This window comes from Alcanivorax borkumensis SK2 (genome assembly GCF_000009365.1).
Lineage (GTDB): Bacteria > Pseudomonadota > Gammaproteobacteria > Pseudomonadales > Alcanivoracaceae > Alcanivorax > Alcanivorax borkumensis.
Map to the genome: position 1 here is coordinate 456,989 of NC_008260.1, position 17,451 is coordinate 474,439.

Annotated in this window: 19 protein-coding genes; 15 read left to right on the forward strand and 4 right to left on the reverse strand. The window is 54.2% G+C overall.

All coding sequences use genetic code 11. From position 1 onward, the window contains the following. The first annotated feature begins 11 nt into the window (after nucleotides 1-11). From rpmD to ABO_RS02200, 10 genes are all read left to right on the forward strand, one after another. Entirely contained in the window at nucleotides 12-194 is a 183-nt protein-coding gene (gene rpmD / locus ABO_RS02160) for a 50S ribosomal protein L30 (RefSeq protein ID WP_007149547.1), read from the forward strand. A 3-nt stretch (nucleotides 195-197) separates the two neighbouring features. Then, nucleotides 198-632 (forward strand): 50S ribosomal protein L15, encoded by a 435-nt coding sequence (rplO, locus tag ABO_RS02165; RefSeq protein ID WP_011587703.1) that lies wholly within the window; start codon nucleotides 198-200, stop codon nucleotides 630-632. Nucleotides 633-643: 11 nt separating this feature from the next. Further along, the gene (gene secY, locus ABO_RS02170; protein WP_011587704.1) at nucleotides 644-2,026 is read left to right on the forward strand and encodes a preprotein translocase subunit SecY; all 1,383 of its coding nucleotides are present in this window, start codon (nucleotides 644-646) and stop codon (nucleotides 2,024-2,026) included. A gap of 17 nt (nucleotides 2,027-2,043) precedes the next feature. Further along, on the forward strand, nucleotides 2,044-2,160 hold the full coding sequence (rpmJ, locus tag ABO_RS14200; protein ID WP_008928865.1) for a 50S ribosomal protein L36: 117 nt from the start codon (nucleotides 2,044-2,046) through the stop codon (nucleotides 2,158-2,160). Nucleotides 2,161-2,277: 117 nt separating this feature from the next. After that, nucleotides 2,278-2,634, forward strand: a complete 357-nt coding sequence (gene rpsM, locus ABO_RS02175; RefSeq protein ID WP_011587705.1) for a 30S ribosomal protein S13 — start codon at nucleotides 2,278-2,280, stop codon at nucleotides 2,632-2,634. Between the two features lie 36 nt (nucleotides 2,635-2,670). Beyond that, nucleotides 2,671-3,069: a 30S ribosomal protein S11 gene (rpsK, locus tag ABO_RS02180; protein ID WP_011587706.1), complete on the forward strand. Its 399-nt coding sequence runs from the start codon at nucleotides 2,671-2,673 to the stop codon at nucleotides 3,067-3,069. Nucleotides 3,070-3,085: 16 nt separating this feature from the next. Beyond that, nucleotides 3,086-3,718 carry a 30S ribosomal protein S4 gene (rpsD, locus tag ABO_RS02185; RefSeq protein ID WP_011587707.1) on the forward strand — a complete coding sequence of 211 codons (633 nt, stop codon included), beginning with the start codon at nucleotides 3,086-3,088 and terminating at the stop codon, nucleotides 3,716-3,718. Nucleotides 3,719-3,738: 20 nt separating this feature from the next. After that, complete coding sequence (locus ABO_RS02190; protein ID WP_011587708.1) at nucleotides 3,739-4,746, forward strand: DNA-directed RNA polymerase subunit alpha; 1,008 nt, start codon at nucleotides 3,739-3,741, stop codon at nucleotides 4,744-4,746. Between the two features lie 49 nt (nucleotides 4,747-4,795). Beyond that, nucleotides 4,796-5,179, forward strand: a complete 384-nt coding sequence (gene rplQ, locus ABO_RS02195) for a 50S ribosomal protein L17 (protein ID WP_011587709.1) — start codon at nucleotides 4,796-4,798, stop codon at nucleotides 5,177-5,179. Between the two features lie 104 nt (nucleotides 5,180-5,283). Continuing rightward, nucleotides 5,284-5,619, forward strand: a complete 336-nt coding sequence (locus ABO_RS02200; RefSeq protein WP_011587710.1) for a DOPA 4,5-dioxygenase family protein — start codon at nucleotides 5,284-5,286, stop codon at nucleotides 5,617-5,619. A gap of 9 nt (nucleotides 5,620-5,628) precedes the next feature. Here the strand turns inward: ABO_RS02200 and ABO_RS02205 are convergent, their stop codons facing one another. The 4 genes from ABO_RS02205 to ABO_RS02220 all read right to left on the reverse strand — a co-directional run bounded on the left by ABO_RS02205 (nucleotide 5,629) and on the right by ABO_RS02220 (nucleotide 11,265). Then, nucleotides 5,629-6,006, reverse strand: coding sequence for a hypothetical protein (locus tag ABO_RS02205; RefSeq protein ID WP_035459313.1), 378 nt, complete (start codon nucleotides 6,004-6,006; stop codon nucleotides 5,629-5,631). A gap of 123 nt (nucleotides 6,007-6,129) precedes the next feature. Then, nucleotides 6,130-7,455: a glycerophosphodiester phosphodiesterase family protein gene (locus ABO_RS02210; RefSeq protein WP_011587712.1), complete on the reverse strand. Its 1,326-nt coding sequence runs from the start codon at nucleotides 7,453-7,455 to the stop codon at nucleotides 6,130-6,132. 207 nt (nucleotides 7,456-7,662) lie between these two features. Next, nucleotides 7,663-10,485, reverse strand: coding sequence for an excinuclease ABC subunit UvrA (gene uvrA / locus ABO_RS02215; RefSeq protein WP_011587713.1), 2,823 nt, complete (start codon nucleotides 10,483-10,485; stop codon nucleotides 7,663-7,665). 129 nt (nucleotides 10,486-10,614) lie between these two features. Continuing rightward, complete coding sequence (locus tag ABO_RS02220; RefSeq protein ID WP_011587714.1) at nucleotides 10,615-11,265, reverse strand: response regulator transcription factor; 651 nt, start codon at nucleotides 11,263-11,265, stop codon at nucleotides 10,615-10,617. 266 nt (nucleotides 11,266-11,531) lie between these two features. Between ABO_RS02220 and ABO_RS02225 the strand changes: the two genes are divergently transcribed. The 5 genes from ABO_RS02225 (at nucleotide 11,532) to gspD (ending at nucleotide 17,340) form a co-directional block, all read left to right on the forward strand. Next, nucleotides 11,532-12,899: an MFS transporter gene (locus tag ABO_RS02225; RefSeq protein WP_011587715.1), complete on the forward strand. Its 1,368-nt coding sequence runs from the start codon at nucleotides 11,532-11,534 to the stop codon at nucleotides 12,897-12,899. 89 nt (nucleotides 12,900-12,988) lie between these two features. After that, on the forward strand, nucleotides 12,989-13,507 hold the full coding sequence (ssb, locus tag ABO_RS02230; protein WP_011587716.1) for a single-stranded DNA-binding protein: 519 nt from the start codon (nucleotides 12,989-12,991) through the stop codon (nucleotides 13,505-13,507). 26 nt (nucleotides 13,508-13,533) lie between these two features. Beyond that, nucleotides 13,534-14,262 (forward strand): type II secretion system protein N, encoded by a 729-nt coding sequence (locus tag ABO_RS02235; RefSeq protein WP_011587717.1) that lies wholly within the window; start codon nucleotides 13,534-13,536, stop codon nucleotides 14,260-14,262. 85 nt (nucleotides 14,263-14,347) lie between these two features. Next, nucleotides 14,348-15,208: a type II secretion system protein N gene (locus ABO_RS02240; RefSeq protein ID WP_011587718.1), complete on the forward strand. Its 861-nt coding sequence runs from the start codon at nucleotides 14,348-14,350 to the stop codon at nucleotides 15,206-15,208. An 11-nt stretch (nucleotides 15,209-15,219) separates the two neighbouring features. Then, nucleotides 15,220-17,340, forward strand: a complete 2,121-nt coding sequence (gene gspD / locus ABO_RS02245; RefSeq protein WP_232501281.1) for a type II secretion system secretin GspD — start codon at nucleotides 15,220-15,222, stop codon at nucleotides 17,338-17,340. Nucleotides 17,341-17,451: the final 111 nt, after the last annotated feature.

Sequence of the window (17,451 nt, forward strand, 5' to 3'; positions counted from 1 at the left end):
GAATCGATACGATGGCTGAAAAGATCAAGGTAAAGCTGGTTAAGAGCACCAACGGCCGGCTTGAAAAGCATAGGGCTTGTGTGCGTGGTCTCGGTCTGCGCCGCATTGGCCACACCGTTGAAGTTGAAGATACCCCGTCAGTGCGCGGCATGATTAACAAGGTGTCGTACCTGGTGCAGGTAGAGGGAGAATAAGTGATGCGTCTTAATGATTTGCATCCCGCTGAAGGTTCCCGTCCGGAAGGTAAGCGCGTAGGTCGCGGTATCGGTTCCGGCTTGGGTAAGACTGGTGGCCGTGGTCATAAAGGTCAGAAGTCTCGCTCCGGTGGTTCTGTAAAGCCCGGTTTCGAAGGTGGTCAAATGCCGCTGCAGCGTCGTGTGCCGAAGTTCGGTTTCACGTCCAAATTGGCAATGGGTACCGCTGAGGTCCGTCTAGCTGAACTAGCGAAAGTGGAAGGTGACGTGATCGATCTGGCTTCTTTGAAAGCAGCCAACATTGTTCGTCGTGACATGAAGCGCGCTAAGATTGTTCTGCAAGGTGAAATCGATCGCGCAGTGACCGTTCGTGGTGTTGCCCTTACTAAAGGCGCCCGTGAAGCGGTTGAAAAAGCTGGCGGTAAAGTCGAAGAGTAAGGCTGCGCTTTATGGCGAAGAATCGCGCTCAAACACTAAATGGTGGTGCGCCCAAAGCAGACGGTAACGCAATGCGTGAACTCTGGCGGCGTATCGGTTTTCTGTTGGGCGCCTTGGTGGTGTTCAGGGTCGGGGCGCATATCCCGGTCCCGGGCATGAACCCGGAAGCGTTGCAACAGATGTTCAACAACAACCGGGACACCATTCTTGGCCTGTTTAACATGTTCTCTGGTGGCTCACTGGAGCGCATGAGTATTTTTGCGTTGGGCATTATGCCCTATATCACGGCTAGCATTGTTATTCAGCTGATGACTGCTGTGGTACCAACCCTAGAACAGCTTCGCAAAGAAGGTGAACAGGGGCGGCGTAAAATAACCCAATACACACGTTACCTAACGGTGGTTTTGGGGGCGATCCAGTCTTTTGGCATGGTTGCCGGTCTCAATAGCCAAGGCATTACACTGCTGCCGGAGACGGCCAGCACTATGCAGCTTGCCAGCTTCTATTTTGTTGCTGTCAGCACATTGGTTACTGGTACCGTTTTCCTGATGTGGCTGGGTGAACAAATTACAGAGCGCGGTATCGGCAACGGTATTTCCATGCTGATTTTCGCCTCTATTGTGTCAGGCCTGCCTGGTGCGGTAGCACAGACCTTTGAGTCTGCGCGAACCGGAGATCTGAGCCTGATCATGATGTTGTTTGTGTTCCTGGTTGCCATGGCCGTGATTTTCGGTGTGGTCTATGTGGAACGTGGACAGCGTCGTATTACCGTAAATTACGCACGTCGCCAACAAGGCCGTCGAGTGTATGCGGCGCAGCAGAGTCATCTGCCGCTGAAAGTGAACATGGCAGGCGTTATTCCTGCGATTTTTGCCAGCTCAATACTATTGTTTCCGGCGTCATTGACCCAGTGGTTCAGTGACTCCAATCCGGATTCTTGGTGGGGTCAGGCATTGCGCAATGTGAGTGAAGCTCTGCTGCCGGGTACGCCGCTGTATATTTTGCTGTTTACCTTGGCAATTGTATTCTTTTGCTACTTTTATACAGCGCTGGTGTTTAATCCGAAGGATGTCGCTGACAACCTGAAGAAATCCGGCGCTTATATTCCGGGCATTCGCCCGGGCGAGCAGTCCGCTCGCTATATCGACACAGTGATGGGCCGTTTGACTCTGATCGGTGCGGTATACATGACGCTGGTGTGCTTACTGCCGCTGGGTCTGCAAGCTGTTGCCAATGTGCCCTTCTACTTGGGTGGTACCTCTTTGCTGATCGTCGTGGTTGTGGTAATGGACTTCTGGTCACAGGTTAATTCGCACCTGACGTCCACCCAGTACGAGAAGTTGATGAAGAAATCCAACCTGAAAGGGTATGGTGGCACCGGTCTGGTGCGTTAACGAACGAGGCGAGTGCGATGAAAGTTCAGGCTTCTGTAAAGAAGATCTGCCGTAACTGCAAAGTGATCCGTCGTAAGGGGCGTGTCATGGTAATCTGCAGTGCCGAACCCCGGCACAAGCAGCGCCAAGGTTAAGGTTTTAGTCTTCTTTTAAGTGTTTGGTTGAAATTCAGTCGGCGTAGCGCTAGACTCTGCCGCCTTTCGGCGCCTATGAGCCTGGCGCCACCCGTTTTGTGAATCGGAGATATTCGGATGGCCCGTATTGCAGGCGTTAACATCCCGGAAAATAAGCACACGGTGATTTCTCTCACCTACATCTTCGGGATCGGTCGTACCCGTGCAGAATCTATCTGTGCAACGACCGGTATTGAGCAGACCGCGAAAGTTCGCGAGCTGACCGGTGAGCAACTTGACGCCATTCGTGGCGAGGTTGCCAAGTTCTCTACCGAAGGTGACCTGCGCCGGGAAATCAACATGAACATCAAGCGTCTGATGGACCTCGGTTGTTACCGTGGTATTCGCCATCGTCGCGGCTTGCCGCTTCGCGGTCAGCGTACCAAGACCAATGCGCGTACCCGTAAAGGTCCGCGTAAACCGATTCGCAAATAAGCTGAATTAGACAGCGGCTGGATTTGGATAGGCATTATGGCTAAGTCAAAGAAAGATAGTGGCGCACGTCGTAAGAAGGTAACGCGTACCGTTGCAGACGGTATCGCCCACGTGCACGCTTCCTTCAATAACACCATCATCACAATCACTGATCGTCAGGGCAATGCGTTGTCTTGGGCGACTTCTGGTGGTGCTGGTTTCCGTGGTTCCCGTAAAAGTACCCCGTTTGCTGCCCAGGTGGCGGCTGAGAACGCGGGTAACGCAGCGAAGGACTACGGTCTGAAAAATCTTGAAGTGCGGGTGAAAGGCCCAGGTCCGGGTCGTGAATCTTCTATTCGTGCCCTGAATGGCTGCGGTTACAAGATCACCCATATTGAGGACGTAACGCCGATTCCCCATAACGGTTGCCGTCCGCCTAAAAAGCGTCGCGTGTAACGGGAGTTAGAGCAAGATGGCAAGATACATCGGTCCCAAGTGCAAGCTTTCCCGTCGAGAAGGCACTGATTTGTTCCTGAAGAGTGGTATTCGCCCTCTGGAATCCAAGTGTAAAGCTGACCAGGCTCCTGGTCAGGCTGCTGGTGCGAGCGGCCGCCGCCCAGCACGGTTGTCTGACTACGGCGTGCAGCTGCGCGAGAAGCAAAAAGTTCGTCGTACCTATGGTGTGTTAGAAAAACAGTTCCGTAGCTACTATAAAAAAGCCGCTGCCTCCAAAGGTGCTACAGGCGAAGTTCTGCTGCAGCTTTTGGAAGGGCGTCTGGATAACGTGGTTTACCGTATGGGCTTTGGCTCTACTCGTTCCGAAGCGCGTCAACTGGTTAGCCATCGTGCCATTCTGGTTAACGGTCAGTCCGTGAATGTTGCTTCTTACCAGGTTAAGCCTGGCGATCAGATCAACGTTCGTGAGAAGTCCAAGAACCAGCTGCGCGTGAAAAACGCCATGGAGCTCGCTCAGCAGCGTGGCTTTATGCCGTGGATTGAAGTTGATGATAAGAAGCTGGAAGGTACCTACAAGGCTAAGCCTGAGCGTATCGACCTGCCTGCCGAGATCAACGAAAATCTGATCGTCGAGCTGTACTCCAAGTAAGGACTGCCTGAGGGATCTCTATGACCGCCGTGAACGACTTTCTCACGCCCCGCTCGATCGCGGTCAACGCGATCAACCAGACTCACGCTAAAGTGGTTCTGGAACCGCTGGAGCGTGGTTTTGGGCACACCCTGGGGACTGCGCTGCGCCGCATCTTGATCTCCAGCATGCCTGGCTGTGCGATCACCGAGGTGGAAATCGACGGTGTGCAGCATGAATACTCTTCCATTGAAGGGGTGCAAGAAGATGTGATCAATATTCTTCTTAACCTCAAAGGCGTTGCCTTAAAAATGGAAGATAGCGAAGAAACGACCCTTGAGCTGGTCAAGAAAGGTCCTGGTGTCGTTACCGCGAATGATATCCAGCGTGATCACAGCGTTGAGATTGTTAACCCGGATCACCTGATCTGTACGATTACTGGCGACACCGAACTGCGTGTGAAGCTGAAAGTACAGAAAGGACGCGGTTATGTCGCAGCGGATTCCCGTCAGTCTGAAGATGACGAAACCCGCGGAATTGGCCGTCTGCAGCTGGATGCCAGTTACAGCCCAGTTCGTCGTGTCGCGTATGTGGTCGAAGCGGCACGCGTTGAGCAGCGTACTGATTTGGACAAGCTGGTCATTGATCTGGAAACAGACGGAACCATTGAGCCAGAAGAAGCGATTCGTCGTGCAGCAACAATTCTGCAGCAGCAAATTGCGGTGTTTGTAGATTTGGAACAGGATGCCAAGCCTGAGCCGAAGCAAGAACGTGAGGAGATCGATCCTATCTTGCTACGCCCGGTTGATGATCTTGAGCTAACGGTTCGCTCCGCTAACTGTTTGAAAGCGGAAAACATCTACTACATCGGTGATCTGGTACAGCGTACCGAGGTCGAGCTGCTGAAAACCCCGAACTTGGGTAAGAAGTCGCTGACCGAGATTAAAGATGTGCTGGCCTCTAAAGGGCTTTCACTGGGTATGCGTCTGGAGAACTGGCCACCGGTCAGCCTTCGCGACGATGACCGGTTGAACGCCAAGTTGCGCTAATTAGTTGTTGTGGACGCTGTGAAGCGCCCCTGAACATAGGAACAGAATCATGCGTCATCGCAAAAGCGGCAGAAAACTGAACCGGAACAGCTCTCATCGTCAGGCGATGTTCCGTAACATGGCTGTGTCTCTGCTGGAGCACGAAGCGATCAAGACCACTTTGCCGAAGGCTAAAGAGCTCCGTCGTGTGGCTGAGCCGCTGATCACTTTGGCCAAGGAAGACTCAGTTGCAAACCGTCGTTTAGCTTTCGACCGTACCCGTTCTAAGGAAATGGTTGGTAAGCTTTTCAACGAACTGGGGCCTCGTTACCAAGAGCGTCCGGGTGGCTACATCCGCATTCTTAAGATGGGTTTCCGTGCGGGCGATAACGCACCGATGGCCTATGTTGAGCTTGTTGACCGTCCTGAACTGGTTGACGCTGACGAAGAGTAAGCGTTAATTGTTCTAAAAAAACCGGGCGATGCCCGGTTTTTTTATGCCTGTTGCATGTGCGAATCCATGGGCTATGCTGGTGATGTAATCAACGGGCATAGCATATGGCGATCAACGGCTTCCATGCTCACGTCTATTTCGACGAGCACACCTTTTCCCAGGCTGCGGCGCTCTGCCAGGCGGCCCACCAGCGTTTTTCGATTCCCATGGGGCATATGCACCGAAAACCGGTGGGCCCACATCCATGCTGGAGCTGCCAGTTGACTCTCCCCCGGCGTCTTGTTGGAGAGGTGATTCCCTGGTTGATGGCCAGCCGAAATGGGCTCACGGTGTTTGTGCATGGCCTTAGCGGCGATGACCTGCGGGATCATACAGAACTGGTTATGTGGTTGGGTGACAGCCTGCCGCTGGATTTGAGCACCTTTGGGCTTTCCCCGTAAATCACCCTGTTAGTTTTGTGCGGTGGTTCTACCTCGATACATTATTGCTTTTTGTTCAGGACGCGGGTGTGTCTTCGCGGCTGAGTTACCTGACCTTGGGCTGATCACTTTTTGCCCGCGATAGAGGCGGGCTGAAGGGTGAGCTGACCGCTGGGGCCGTGGGTCAGCACCTTCCAGGTTGAGTAATGCGAGCCGAACCTCACCGTACAAACGCTGAAGCCCTTGTGAGCGGGTGTAGCCTGCAAAATGGGCCAGTTTGATTCGTAGTTCCGGATCGGTGAGTGAAAGATTTTCATCAAATTCAGCGCGAATTAAGCGGCGGCACTGGTTGACCAGATTAACGATGTTGTACTGCATCAGCCAACGGTGGTCTAGGGTGGATTCCATGCTCGTACTCCTCGGCCTGTATATAGCTTGGTACAAAGCAGAAAACGTGCCATCAATTCAGCCCGCCTGGTGGCGATAATGCACAGCCACAGGGCGGGCGGGGTAAATAGCGGTGTGGCTGCGCTATTGTCGTGCGCGGGATGGGGTGTTGTGTTGTCGCAGGCAGTTGGCATAAAAGGTGGTGGTGGCGGGCCAGTCGGAAAAGACACCGATGACGCCGACTTGGCGGGCCAGTACATCCAGTAGCGTCAGGACATCGCCGTCGTTATTGGTGGCTGAAGGGATGCTTTGGTAGTACCAGCCGCCACCGTTGGCCAATAGTCCGGAGCGTTCCAGGGACCAGGCAATCATATTTACGCCGGCCTGTTGTGCGGAGCGGGCATAGACGCTTGGGATGATGCGGTTCTGGGCATCTGTGGTAACCAGCATCCATAACGGCGGGGCGATGATGTTGACCCCGTAGCCTTTCAGCGTTGCCATGTCGGGTTGCCAGGTGCCGGGGTTTTGCGGGTCGAGTCCGTTGCTGTCGCGGCCGTCTAGGTAAACCGCCTGGCGGCCAAAGGCTGGTGTGGCCGATAACCAATAGCGTACATCCTCTAGGTTGAATGATTGTGGATAGACGCGGTGGGGGCTTACGCCTGCCTCTTGGTAGTCACGGATCATTTGCCGTGCATAGTCCTGCTGGCTGTAATCACCCTGATAGGGCATGGGTACTTGAGGGGCCTTCAGTTCCGGGGTCATTTTGACTCCCAGCTGGCGGAACAGGGCGATGCTTTCCTGGTGGCTGAGCAGGGTGCCGCGTTGGCGGTAGAGCTCGGTGCGCCAGTCGGGGGTGCCATTCAGGTACTCGTCTACGGTGGTGGCTTGAGGGTTGGCGCCATCCATCTTCCCTTTCAGGGTTTTGAACTGGGCCAGAGTGATGTCACTGGTACAGCATTTCGCACTGGCGGCGTGTGTGCCATCAAACGGGCTGAACGGTTCGCTGCACTGGTTGGCCAGCTCGGTTTCCAGGATGTTGGTAGTGGTATGGAGGTCGCACTGTGAGTGACGGCAAACCAGCTCCCGGTCTTTGGTAAAGGTAACGTCACATTCCACAATGCCTGCGCCCATACGTGCTGCTGCACGGTAGGATTCTTCGGTGTGCTCCGGGAATTGCAGCGGCGCACCGCGGTGGCCGATGGAAAAGTCGGTCCGTCGCTGCGGGCGGTGCTCCGCGGCGCAGGCCTGTAGGGCCTCTTTGACTGGCCCGGCATCCATATCAGAGACCAAGTAATAGGGGCGAGGGCCGAGCGATACGCTACTGCTATGAGCCGTGGCGTGCTGAGGGGCTGTGCGATTGGCGTCACCTGGTGGGGTGTTGTGATCCGGTGTCTGAGCGGCACAGGCTGTAGCGGCAGCGCCCATGGCCAGTGCTGCGATGCAGCCTTTCAATGCGTTAATCCGTTTCATGACTCGCCTCAATGATGGTGATTGGGGGGAGTCTGCAGGCGAAATATGACGGGCTGGTGAGGGGCAGGCTGCGGCTGCGTGACAGGGCGTGGGAATGTGCTATTCGTCACGGCGTAACTCTCGCGGTGCCCTTTAAGAAAGAGGCGGATAGGGGCTTGGCGTCCTTGCCGCCCCGTCGTCTGCTATGCCGGTACCAGACCCGCTGCATTATTTCAGCATGGGTTTGAGAAAGCGCCCAGTATGGCTGCCTTTAACCTTGGCGACCTCTTCTGGAGTGCCTTCGGCGATGATCTCACCGCCACCGTCACCGCCCTCGGGCCCCAGATCCACGATCCAGTCAGCGGTCTTGATTACATCCAGGTTGTGTTCGATCACCACCACGGAGTTGCCGTGGTCGGCCAGGCGATTGAGCACGTCCAGCAGGAGCTGGATGTCATGGAAGTGCAGGCCGGTGGTAGGCTCATCGAGGATGTACAGGGTGTTGCCGGTATCCCTGCGTGACAATTCCTTGGCCAGTTTGACCCGCTGGGCTTCGCCACCGGATAGTGTGGTTGCTGCCTGGCCGAGTTTTACATAGCTGAGGCCCACATCTATGAGGGTCTGGAGTTTGCGTGCCAGCGAAGGTACGGCATCGAAAAATTCGCGAGCATCTTCAATGGTCAGATCCAGCACCTCGAAAATGTTCTTACCCTTGTAGGTGATCTCCAACGTTTCCCGATTATAGCGCTGGCCATTGCAGACTTCGCATGGAACATAGATATCTGGGAGGAAGTGCATCTCGACTTTGATAACCCCGTCGCCCTGACAGGCTTCACAGCGTCCCCCTTTAACATTGAAGCTGAAGCGCCCTGGCTTGTAGCCGCGGGCGCGTGCTTCCTGGGTGCCCGCGAACAATTCCCGCACCGGGGTGAAAATACCGGTGTAGGTGGCCGGGTTGGAGCGCGGGGTGCGACCGATGGGACTTTGATCGATATCCACCACCTTGTCGAAATGCTCAAGCCCTTCAATGGATTCGTGAGGGGATGGCGTCAGAGTTGTAGCCTTATTGAGTTTGGTCGCGGCCAGGGGGTAGAGCGTGCCGTTGATCAACGTGGACTTTCCGGAGCCCGATACGCCGGTGATACAGGTCAGTAAGCCTACGGGAATGTTCAATGGCTGGCCTTTGAGGTTGTTCCCTGTGGCTCCGAGCAAGGTTAACCATCGGTCATCATTGTGTGGACGGTGTTGAGTGGGGACCGCTATTTTTTTGCGGCCGGATAGGTAATCGCCAGTTAATGAATCTGGGTTGTCGGCTACATCTTGGGCGCTGCCTTGGGCGATGACCTTGCCACCGTGAACGCCCGCTCCTGGGCCAATATCAATAACGTGGTCGGCCAGTCGGATGGCGTCTTCATCGTGCTCTACAACCAGTACGCTATTACCCAAGTCGCGAAGTCGAGTCAGAGTATTGAGCAGGCGCTCGTTGTCGCGCTGGTGCAAACCGATTGAGGGTTCGTCCAGTACATACATGACACCCACTAGACCCGCGCCTATTTGGCTTGCGAGGCGAATACGTTGAGCTTCGCCGCCGGACAGGGTCTCTGCGCTGCGTTCAAGGGTTAGGTATTCCAGTCCTACATTGACCAGAAATTGCAGCCGGTCACTAATTTCCTTGAGGATTTTGCCGGCGATTTCGCCACGGCTGCCGGGCAATTTCAGGTTGCTAAAATAGGCATGGGCTTTACCAACGGGAAGTCGAACCACTTCGGGGAGAGTGGTTTGCTCAATGAAAACATGACGGGCAGCTTCACGAAGGCGTGAGCCGTTGCAGCTTGGGCAACTAGAGGTGGACATGTAGCCGAGCAAATCTTCTCTAACTGCATCAGATTCGGTTTCCCGGTAGCGGCGCTCCATGTTCGGGATGATCCCTTCGAATGGATGGTTGCGTTTGATGATGTCACCACGGTCGTTTAGGTAGCGGAATTCGATACTTTCCTTACCAGTACCATGCAGCACCTTGCTGCGGATCTCTTTGGGGAGATCTTTAAACGCCGTATCCATGTCGAAACCAATGCTCTGGGACAGCGAGTTGAGCATCTGGAAGTAATAAACGTTGCGGCGGTCCCAGCCGCGGATGGCGCCTTCGGAAAGAGAAAGTTCATCGGAGTTGATCACTTTGCCTTCATCGAAGAACTGTTTTATGCCCAGGCCATCGCAACTGGGGCAGGCACCAGCTGGGTTATTGAAGGAAAACAGGCGCGGTTCTAGTTCGGGGATCGAGTAACCACAGGTAGGGCAGGCGAATTTGGCAGAGAATGTGGTTTCTTCCCCTTCCCCTTCCATGGGGGCTATTACGGCGATATTGTCGGCCAGATTTAGCGCCGTCTCGAATGACTCTGCCAGCCGGTTCTGTAGGTCGCTGCGGACTTTGAAGCGATCCACCACCACTTCGATAGTGTGCTTTTTGTTTTTGTCTAGGTCCGGCGTATCATCCATGTCGTAGATGCGGCCATCAATGCGAGCCCTGATAAAGCCTTGGGCGCGTAGCTCTTCGAATAGATGGGCGTGTTCACCCTTCTTTTCGCGGATTACTGGAGCCAGCAGCATGAGTTTGCTGCCTTCTTCCATGGCCAGTACTTGGTCTACCATCTGGCTGATGGTCTGCGCGGCTAGCGGGGCGCCATGTTCGGGGCAGCGGGGCTCTCCAACTCGGGCGAAGAGTAGACGCAGGTAGTCGTAGATTTCGGTAATGGTGCCCACAGTGGAGCGAGGGTTATGACTAGTAGACTTTTGTTCAATGGAAATCGCTGGACTCAGCCCCTCGATGTGATCTACATCGGGCTTTTCCATCATTGATAGAAACTGGCGGGCGTAGGTGGATAGTGACTCCACATATCGGCGCTGCCCTTCTGCGTAAAGGGTGTCGAAGGCGAGGGAAGATTTGCCGGAGCCTGACAGACCGGTAATAACCACCAGTTTGTCCCGGGGAATATCCAGGTCCACGTTCTTCAGATTATGGGTGCGTGCACCGCGTACTACGATGGTATCCATAGAGTAAAACGCCCGTTTCAGACTACTGTCAAAATGAACAGGGCAGTATAAGGGACGCCGGGCGCATGATGCCAGCCGCAGAACGTGAAAAGCTGGTGTCTGGCATCATGCATGGTGAGACTTGGGTGACTATAGGTTTTCCTGGGCCCAGTTCACCGCTTGTAGTCTGTTGGAGGCGTTGATTTTCTTGAAAATATTGTAGATGTGGGTCTTGATGGTGTGTGGGCTCAGGTTCAGGCTGCAGGCGATGTCGGAGTTCTTTGCGCCTGTGGCCATCACCTTCAGCACCTCAACTTCCCGGTCGGTTAGGCTGACCTCGCTGCGTGAAAACGTCTTGTTGAAAGTGCGGCTTTTCATTAGGTAGGTTTGCAGCACGGCGCGAGGGAACCATAGTTCACCATCGAGAATTGCCTTGAGGCCTTTGCTTAGAAGGGCCTGGGGACAGTCGTGCTGGAAGCCGCCGTTGACCATGGGAAGCCCGGCGAGCTTGGAGAGTGACTCATCGCTGTCAACGTTGAAAACCGCGATCAAGACATCGCTCTCCACTTCTTGGTCTGCTTCTAGTAGGTGGGCGATGACTTCGTTAACGTCTACGGAGTGGTAGTCCACCAGGAATAGGTTCTGACCGTTTTCGCGCAGGGCATCAATGGTAATATCCAGGGCAGTGGGAATACTTTTGGCTGCCATGTCTTTCTTGACGAGGAATTCGGTAAGCAGGGCGTTTTGCAGTTGTTGGCTGCCTACTACGTAAACTTGTTGGATATGTTCTTGGCTATTCATTGCTCTCGTCCGTGATTGCTTAGGCTTAAAACCTAAGAAAAAAAACTGATCAGCCTGTCAATTTATCACCGCTTTGACGGGGGTTCAATTTGAAGCATTGGAGTTTTGCGGTTTTCACGATTAAAAGTTGCCTGCAGTGAGGGCGTCGCTCGGGTTCTGATGGAGCCGGAATCTGCTACACTGCGTGCCCTTTTGTATCGGTCAGGTCTGCGGTAGCCATTCGTTGCGGCGTCCGGACCTCTCCGGGTTAGGAGCGATAACGGTTCATGACGGCATCATCTTCCCATGCTCTGCAACGGACAGAACTGAAGGCCACTGGCTATCTGGCAACGATTTTTGCGTTGCGAATGTTCGGTCTGTTCATGATTCTGCCTATTTTTGCCGTTTACGGGCAAGCTCTTGAAGGGGCTTCACCGCTATTAATTGGTACTGCTATTGGTGCCTACGGCTTGATGCAGGCATTGTTACAGATCCCTTTTGGTATGTTGTCGGATCGCTTTGGGCGCCGGCCGCTATTGCTTATCGGCCTATTGCTGTTTATTGCTGGCGGCGCGGTAGCCGCGATGAGTGACCACATTTACGGGGTCATTGCCGGGCGTGCTTTGCAAGGCGCAGGGGCGATTGCCAGTGTCATTATGGCACTGATTGGGGATGTTGTGACTGAAAAGCATCGCACCCGGGCTATGGCTTTGATTGGTATGTCGGTGGGCGGCTCTTTTGTTCTTGCACTGATTTTGGGGCCCTTGCTGGCTGGGTGGCTAGGTTTGTCTGGCCTATTCTGGATGACGTCAGTGTTGGGTGGTTTCGCTTTGCTGGTGGCGTTTGTGGTGCCGGCGCCAAAAGCCTTGCAGGGTGAGGCGCTGCCTGTGTCAGAACGGTTCCGTCGGGTGTTGGGTAGCAAGACCTTGCTGCGTTTTGATGTGGGTATTTTCAGCCTGCACTTGATTATGACCGCATCTTTTGTGGTGGTGCCGGCGTTGCTCAGCGATCGATTGGGGCTGACATTGCAAAGTCACAGCCTGCTGTATCTGGCGGTTCTGGTGGCTGGGTTTGTGGCTATGGTGCCATTAATTATCCGCGCGGAGCGCCGAGGGGCGGTTCCCATGAAGCGATTGGCGGTGGTGTTGCTGGCGCTCTCTCAGCTGGTGTTGGCGTTAGCTGGGGCGCAATTGTGGCATTTCGTTTTGGCATTATTGGTTTTCTTTACCGCTTTTAATCTACTAGAGGCCTTGCTGCCCTCTTTAGTCGGGCGCGCGGCGCCGGCGGGTACGCGGGGAACGGCTATGGGGGTGTACTCAACCAGTCAGTTCCTGGGCGTCTTTGTCGGCGGACAGATGGGCGGAGCCCTTTATCAATGGGTTGGGGCAGAAGCGGTCTTTTACAGCTGTGGTGTGTTGGCTCTGATCTGGTTGCTGGTGCTGGTAGGAATGAAAGAGTTGCCCCGGCTGGATAATCGGGTGCTGTCATTGGCCCCTGGGAATGATTGGGCTGCTTTGGCTGAGCGACTGAGTTCTGTCCCCGGGGTGGTGGAAACAGTGGTCGTGGAAGAGCAAGCACTGGCCTTGCTGAAAGTGGACTCCAGTCTGTTGGACGAGCAGCAGTTACAGGGTGTCGCGGGGACCGGGCAAAGCTGACACAATGGACGGCTTCACGAATTTGTCGTCCATCAATGATGGTAGGATTTCAGACAGTAGCTAGACCATAAGAAGTCACGGAGAGAAACATGGCGCGCGGCGTTAATAAGGTAATTTTGATCGGTAATCTGGGTGCGGATCCGGAAACCCGCTTTATGCCCAGCGGTGGCGCGGTCACGAATGTGCGCTTGGCCACCAGCGAGAGCTGGAAAGACCGCCAGAGCGGCCAAATGCAGGAACGCACTGAGTGGCATCGGGTGGTGCTCTTCAACAAACTAGGCGAGATTGCCGGTGAGTATCTGAAAAAGGGCTCCAAAGTTTACATTGAAGGCTCTATCCGTACCCGCAAATGGCAAGGGCAGGATGGTCAAGACCGTTATACTACCGAGATTGTGGCCAACGAGATGCAGATGTTAGATGGCCGTGGTGATGGTGGTGGTCAGGGTGGTTATTCCCAGTCCGCTGCCCCTCAAGGCAATCAGGGTGGCTACGGTAATGATGGTCAGCCTGGAGCCGGTAGTGGCCAGCCAGCACAGAACCAAAACACCAATCAGGGCGGTGGTTTCAGCGGCCCAGCGGATGACTTTGACGACGATATTCCGTTCTGAATGACGGACAGGAAACCGGCCCCGTTATGCCTCGAAAAATAACACTAGCGCTGCTTTTTGGCGTTAGTCTGCTGCTGTTTTTACTGCTACTAATGCCTGCGGCTGTGTTGGTAGAGCGTGTTCCGGCGCTGCGGCCGGGTGGTGCACCGTTGGTTCTGACCAACCCCCAGGGGGTTTGGTGGAACGGGCAAGCCAATTGGCAATGGCAACGCCGCCAGGGCACTGTGCAATGGTCGCTAGACTGGCACGGATTAGTGCCAGGGTTGACATTGAAAATGCGTACCACCGATGATGCAGCGCGCCTGTCGACTTGGTTGGGCGCGGACTGGGGGGATTGGCAACTGCAGCATGCGCGGCTTTCCTTGCCTATGGCACTGGTGACAGAGCACATTCCCCAGGGTAGTGCGAGTGGGCGCGTGGACGCGACGTTGATGCAGCTTTCCTTTGGCGATAGTAGGGTCAAGCAGTTGCAAGGCACGCTCCAATACAGTGGCGGCACCGTGAGTTGGGGGCGTAATGGCTCGGCGTTGGTGCCGGTATTGCAGGGTCGTTTAAGCATGAATAATGAACAACCCACACTGCAGGTGGAGGACCCGGATAATAATTCGCTATTGGATGCTAGGTTAGCTAATGGGCGTTTTGAGCTAGAGGTTCGGCGAGCTTGGCCTATGCTATTGGGCGTGAGTCAGGGCGGCGACCCGGACGATGTGGTATTCCAGATGTCGCAACCTCTTGTCTTGTTCGGTGGTCAGTAACACTATACTGCAATAATAAACAGTAGAATTCGGCAGGTTTGTAGCCTTGCATCGGTAATAACGATAAGGAAGTCGCGGGACGGTTATGTCGCAACTGGCGAGTTGGGTAAAACAACAGCAATGGGGGGCGCCGCTTCGGTGGGTGATTGCTGTATTGCTGGTGGTCGCGATGGCCTATGTGCTGGCGCAGACCGTATGGCTACTGTGGTATGGTCCCAGTGAGCGAGTGCAGAGCAATAGCAAGACGCGTTTGGATGTATCGTCGTCTGGCGACGCGCCGATTCTATCTCAGTCCCAGGTGGATGGCTGGCAGTTGTTTGGCCAGTATGAGGCGGCAGCCAGTATCGATAAAGACCGGCCGACAGATGCCCCTGATACCCGGTTGCGCCTGGAACTGTTAGGTGTTTTTCAGAATGCCGATACCAAACGGGCTACGGCGATTATTGCTGAGAAGGGCAAAGAAGGTGAGCTATACCATATTGGGGATAGCATTCCCGGTAATGCCAAGTTAGAAGAAGTGTATCCAGATCGGGTTATCTTGCGTCGAGCAGGTCGGCTGGAAACACTGCGCTGGAGTGATTCTGTGTTGGGAGGAGTCGCTCAAGTCAAGCAAAAGCCTACACCGCCGCCGAGTCGTAACCGCACTGTAGCACAAGGCAGCCCCGCGGATTTGGCGCGCCAGCGCAAAACGATTATTGGCCAGCTGGGGCTGGACCCTATTGATAAGAGTGGCAGTGCTGGTTATCGGTTGGGTAAAGGTGCACCAAAACAATTGCTTGCGCAGGTTGGTCTACGAAGCGATGACGTAATTCTCTCGGTTAACGGGCATCCGCTAGGAACAGAAAGCAACGACGTGGCGGCTCTGCGTTCGTATCAGGACACCCAGAAAGCATCCATTGTGGTGCAACGGGGTGACCAACAATTTACCGTGAACTATCCGCCTTAATGAGTGGTTTTATGACGCCTTTTTTCAGAACGTCTTTATCAAAAATAATGCTGCTGCTAGCGCTGTCCGCTGTCATGGTGACCTCGCTTCACGCGCAGACAACGAACCAAGTACAGGCCAGCGATGACGGTGAGAGCTGGACGGTAAATATTCGCAATGCGGACATTCAGGCGTTTATCAGCCAGGTGGCCCAGATGACCGGCAAGAACTTTGTGGTGGATCCGCGGGTTCGTGCGCGGGATGTCACAGTGGTATCTACTAAATCCCTGACCTCTAATGAGGTGTATGAATTATTTTTGTCCGTATTGCAGGTCCATGGTTATGCGGCCGTGTCGGTCGGTGACATTACCAAGATTGTGCCTAATACCACAGCTAAACAAAGTAATCTTCCGTTAGTCGAGAAGGGGAGCTCTTCCGGTGAGGAGCTCGTCACCCGGGTCATTGCGGTTGAGAGCACGCCGGTGGAAGAATTGGTTCCTGTGCTGCGCCCATTGGTCCCTCAATATGGCCATTTGGCTGCTGTCGGGTCCGCCAATGCACTGATTATCAGCGACCATCTGGATAACATTCGTCGTATGGAGGCGATTATCTCCAGCCTTGATAGCGCGGAATCGGAAGATGTTCAGGTGCTGAAGTTGAAACATGCATTTGCCGGTGACATGGTGAAAATGCTGGAAAGCCTGACACCACAGACCGGTGGGCGCGGGGGTAAATCCGCTGAAGGTGGTGTTATCGTCGTGGCAGATGAGCGGACCAATCGACTGATCATTAAAGGTGACCGTGTTACCCGCCAGCGAATGCTACAGATGGTTCGCAGCCTAGACACCGAGGAAACGAACAATAGTGGTGCGAAGGTTATTCGCCTAAGCCATGGTGATGCCAAGAGCATGGCCGAGTTGTTGAAGAACTTTGTTGATGGTGCCTCGGTGAACAGGGCTGGGGGCGATGGCAAGACGACCTCCGTTGCGTTGAATAACAACGAGGTGTCGATTCAGGCGGATGAATCGTTGAATGCGCTGGTAGTTCGTGCCAAACCAGCAATGATGAAACAAATACAATCGGTAATCAGCAAGCTGGATGTGCGCCGGGCACAAATCCTGATTGAGGCGGCCATTGTGGAAATTTCTGGGGAGCAAGGGAAAAACCTGGGCTTCCAGTATGTAGGCGGTAGCAATGAAGATGGCGTTGGCGCCGTTAACTTCGGTGGTAATGGATTAAGCGTCAACTCTGTCGTCCAGGCGCTGGCCTCGGATGATCCGTCTGGACTGAGCCTAGGCGATGGGATTACTGCTGGGTTAGGGGAAACCGATTCCGACGGGGACTTGAAATGGGGGGCATTGATTCAAGCTCTATCCACCTCATCAGATGTGAATCTCCTTTCCACCCCGAGCATTCTAACCCTGGATAATGAAGAAGCGTCCATCATCGTTGGCGAGAATGTCCCGTTTGTGACCGGGCAGAGCACCAATACCGGTTCGGGGGTGTCCAACCCATTTACCACGATTCAACGTGAGGACGTGGGCCTGACGTTAAAAGTTACTCCTCACGTGGCCGGACTCTCTACCATTCGCTTGGAGTTGGAGCAGGAAAGCTCTGCAGTGAAGGACTCGGCGGGTGATGCCGTTGATATCGTGACGACCACTCGTAAGCTGCAAAGCACCGTATTGGCTGATGATGCAGAAACCATCGCTCTGGGTGGGCTGATCAAAGATGATATCCGGGTGACGGTTCGAAAAGTGCCGTTTCTAGGCGATATTCCGGTATTGGGCTTTTTATTTCGCTCAACCAGCAAGGACAGGGTGAAGAGTAATCTGATGGTTTTCCTAAAGCCGACGATTCTAGGCAATAATGATCGATTGGTAGAAATGAGCCGTGATAAATACATGGGGCTGACGGCCCTTCAATTCCGGCTTAATGATGACGGAGAGTTGGAGCAGGTTGAGAAAAACCCTATTCCGCAGAGTTTGGATCATATCTTTGAGGGGCGGACTCCGGTGCCACAGGATTTCCGTGATGCCTACTTCAACCAGCAGAATAGACCGGTACCGGCCACCAAAAAAGACATTGAAGATAAGCGACCGAAAACGGTACCCGGAGTTGATCGCCAAGCAGAAGGAGATTCTGATCTGTAGGGCGGCATAGGGTTTTCTGTGGCTAAAAAAACGCGCTTCGGCGCGTTTTTTTATGCGCCACTCTGCGCTTGAAAAACGACTTACGATTTATGCAGCATGCTATGAATTCGA

Excerpts from the sequence above, each read along its gene's own strand:
- uvrA (WP_011587713.1), bottom strand. The coding sequence starts at position 10,485 with ATGGATACCATCGTAGTACGCGGTGCACGCACCCATAATCTGAAGAAC.
- rpmD (WP_007149547.1), top strand. The coding sequence starts at position 12 with ATGGCTGAAAAGATCAAGGTAAAGCTGGTTAAGAGCACCAACGGCCGG.
- ssb (WP_011587716.1), top strand. The coding sequence starts at position 12,989 with ATGGCGCGCGGCGTTAATAAGGTAATTTTGATCGGTAATCTGGGTGCG.
- rpmJ (WP_008928865.1), top strand. The coding sequence starts at position 2,044 with ATGAAAGTTCAGGCTTCTGTAAAGAAGATCTGCCGTAACTGCAAAGTG.
- ABO_RS02205 (WP_035459313.1), bottom strand. The coding sequence starts at position 6,006 with ATGGAATCCACCCTAGACCACCGTTGGCTGATGCAGTACAACATCGTT.
- gspD (WP_232501281.1), top strand. The coding sequence starts at position 15,220 with ATGACGCCTTTTTTCAGAACGTCTTTATCAAAAATAATGCTGCTGCTA.
- rpsD (WP_011587707.1), top strand. The coding sequence starts at position 3,086 with ATGGCAAGATACATCGGTCCCAAGTGCAAGCTTTCCCGTCGAGAAGGC.
- ABO_RS02190 (WP_011587708.1), top strand. The coding sequence starts at position 3,739 with ATGACCGCCGTGAACGACTTTCTCACGCCCCGCTCGATCGCGGTCAAC.
- secY (WP_011587704.1), top strand. The coding sequence starts at position 644 with ATGGCGAAGAATCGCGCTCAAACACTAAATGGTGGTGCGCCCAAAGCA.
- rplQ (WP_011587709.1), top strand. The coding sequence starts at position 4,796 with ATGCGTCATCGCAAAAGCGGCAGAAAACTGAACCGGAACAGCTCTCAT.
- rplO (WP_011587703.1), top strand. The coding sequence starts at position 198 with ATGCGTCTTAATGATTTGCATCCCGCTGAAGGTTCCCGTCCGGAAGGT.
- rpsK (WP_011587706.1), top strand. The coding sequence starts at position 2,671 with ATGGCTAAGTCAAAGAAAGATAGTGGCGCACGTCGTAAGAAGGTAACG.
- ABO_RS02225 (WP_011587715.1), top strand. The coding sequence starts at position 11,532 with ATGACGGCATCATCTTCCCATGCTCTGCAACGGACAGAACTGAAGGCC.
- ABO_RS02210 (WP_011587712.1), bottom strand. The coding sequence starts at position 7,455 with ATGAAACGGATTAACGCATTGAAAGGCTGCATCGCAGCACTGGCCATG.
- ABO_RS02235 (WP_011587717.1), top strand. The coding sequence starts at position 13,534 with ATGCCTCGAAAAATAACACTAGCGCTGCTTTTTGGCGTTAGTCTGCTG.
- ABO_RS02220 (WP_011587714.1), bottom strand. The coding sequence starts at position 11,265 with ATGAATAGCCAAGAACATATCCAACAAGTTTACGTAGTAGGCAGCCAA.
- ABO_RS02240 (WP_011587718.1), top strand. The coding sequence starts at position 14,348 with ATGTCGCAACTGGCGAGTTGGGTAAAACAACAGCAATGGGGGGCGCCG.
- rpsM (WP_011587705.1), top strand. The coding sequence starts at position 2,278 with ATGGCCCGTATTGCAGGCGTTAACATCCCGGAAAATAAGCACACGGTG.
- ABO_RS02200 (WP_011587710.1), top strand. The coding sequence starts at position 5,284 with ATGGCGATCAACGGCTTCCATGCTCACGTCTATTTCGACGAGCACACC.